The 2,114-nt window shown below is 53.8% G+C and carries 3 protein-coding genes; all 3 read left to right on the forward strand.

Annotation, left to right across the window (positions count from 1 at the left end; genetic code table 11):
* Positions 1–377 (forward strand): DUF1413 domain-containing protein (locus G7016_RS24725; RefSeq protein ID WP_219856367.1); only part of this gene is annotated, 377 nt, incomplete at its 5' end.
* 13 nt (positions 378–390) lie between these two features.
* Complete coding sequence (locus tag G7016_RS24730) at positions 391–696, forward strand: hypothetical protein (protein ID WP_181118402.1); 306 nt, start codon at positions 391–393, stop codon at positions 694–696.
* A 247-nt stretch (positions 697–943) separates the two neighbouring features.
* Positions 944–2,106, forward strand: a protein-coding gene (locus G7016_RS24735; protein WP_181118403.1) for an IS3 family transposase whose coding sequence is annotated in 2 segments (ribosomal slippage) — positions 944–1,196 and positions 1,196–2,106 — 1,164 coding nt in all. Because the reading frame shifts where the segments join, the coding sequence is not laid out codon by codon here.
* Positions 2,107–2,114: the final 8 nt, after the last annotated feature.

Genomic DNA, 2,114 nt, shown 5'->3' on the forward strand with positions numbered 1-2,114 from the left:
CCGCCGCACAGATGGAGCCTTGTGAAATGGCTTATGACATTCAGCTAACCCTCACCGGCGAATTGGAAGCTTGGGCGCTGTCGCAGGCGGATCCGCGAGCAGCGATTCTTGACGTGTTGGAAGCACACGTCACTAAATCCGCTACCCCGTTCGAGCGCGCAGCGGATATTCTGAAGGAGAAGGTAAAAGCCCTGCCCGATGGCCTCGAGTTCAATATCCAGCAAGTGATTGGTTTTGAAACCTGGCAGGCTTTGGATCGTGAAACCAGGCTAGGCTTAGGGCGTTTCGTTCGAGCCAATCAAGACGCTTTCGGAGTAGAATTCCTTCGCAAGAACTCCTCTAATCACGCTGTCTATCAGCGCGCCGTAAAACTGTGAAGTCAGGGACGTCATGGCCAAAATCATCTGGGATGTGCGGATTTTAGCGACAACACTGGGCTATGTCTTTCTTCAAAAAATGGCTAAGAACATGAGGGGAGCAGAGGATGCCACAGTAGAGGTGGGAGAGCTTGGTAGAGGAGTTCAGCCTAATTATCAGGTTCGCTTTCCAAATGGGGTAGTGAACCTTTATAGAGGATCTACCCATAGGCCCTTCGCTAAGCCTGAGCCGTTTGAAGAGCAAAATATATCGCGAAAGTTCTCATTGCGAGAAATTGTTGAATCAATAGAAATTGCGAAAAGCGAAGGATTTCCGTAAACCGATGCATTTTATGGTCAGCGCTGCTTCCCACGCCTTGGCACTCAAAGTGGGTCGGTACCTAACATTTATGAGGCCTTACGATCAGGAGACATATAGTGACCGAGCTCTTTGAAGGGCGTTTTTACACGTATCTCCTCAGCACCGATCCGCTCAAGTCTGCGACCTACTACAAGCATGGTTTGTAGTGGTCTAATGAAACCGGACACCCATTTAGGCGAGAATGCTCGCCACATTGAGGTGTCTGATGACCAAGCAACGTCGTACCTTTACCCCTGAGTTCAAGCGCGAGGCGGCGTGCCTGGTGCTCGACCAAGGCTACAGCCATACCGAAGCAGCCCGTTCGCTTGGGCTTGTTGAGTCGGCCTTGCGCCGTTGGGTGAACCAGCTCCAGCAAGAACGTGGCGGTGTTACTCCGACCAGCAAAGCCCTGACGCCTGAGCAGCAAAAAATCCAGGAACTCGAAGCCCGTATCAATCGGCTGGAACGGGAAAAATCCATCTTAAAAAAGGCCACCGCGCTCTTGATGGCCGAGGAACACGAGCGTTCGCGTTAATCGATCAACTTCGGGCTCAAGAGCCGATTGATCTGTTGTGCTCGGTATTTGAAGTAACCCGATCCTGCTACTACGCGTACTGCCGGAAACGTCGGTATCCGAATGCCGAACGGGTGGTTTTGCGCAGCCGCGTGAACGAGCTGTTTACACAAAGCCGAAGCGCTGCGGGCAGCCGGAGCATCATGCTGATGATGAAAGAGGACGGCATGCAGATCGGTCGATTCAAGGTACGTAAGTTGATGCGCGAGATGAACCTGATCAGCAAACAGCCGGGCTCACATGCCTACAAAAAGGCGACCGTGGAGCGACCTGATATCCCGAACGTGCTTGATCGAGAGTTCAGCGTGGCGTCCCCCGACAAGGTCTGGTGCGGTGACATCACGTACGTTTGGGCCGAAGGTCGGTGGCACTATCTAGGGGCGGTAATCGATCTTTATGCGCGCCGGGTTGTGGGCTGGGCGTTCTCGGCCAAGCCCGACGCCGACCTGGTGATCAAAGCGCTGGACATGGCCTATGAGCAGCGTGGCCGGCCTCAAAATGTGCTGTTTCACAGCGATCAAGGCAGTCAATACGGCAGCCGGAGTTTCCGCCAGAGACTATGGCGATACCGCTTCACACAGAGCATGAGTCGGCGCGGCAACTGCCATGACAACGCGCCAATGGAGCGGCTATTTCGCAGCCTGAAAACTGAATGGATACCGACGGTGGGCTATATGAGCGCTTCGCTAGCGCAACAGGATATTGGCCGGTTCCTGATGGAGCGATACAACTGGCGGCGACCGCATCAGTTCAACGAAGGGTTAGCGCCTGCGGTCGCTGAGGAAAAACTCAATTCAGTGTCCGGGATCAGTTGACCACTACA

The organism is Pseudomonas japonica, assembly GCF_013522925.1.
Lineage (GTDB): Bacteria > Pseudomonadota > Gammaproteobacteria > Pseudomonadales > Pseudomonadaceae > Aquipseudomonas > Aquipseudomonas japonica_A.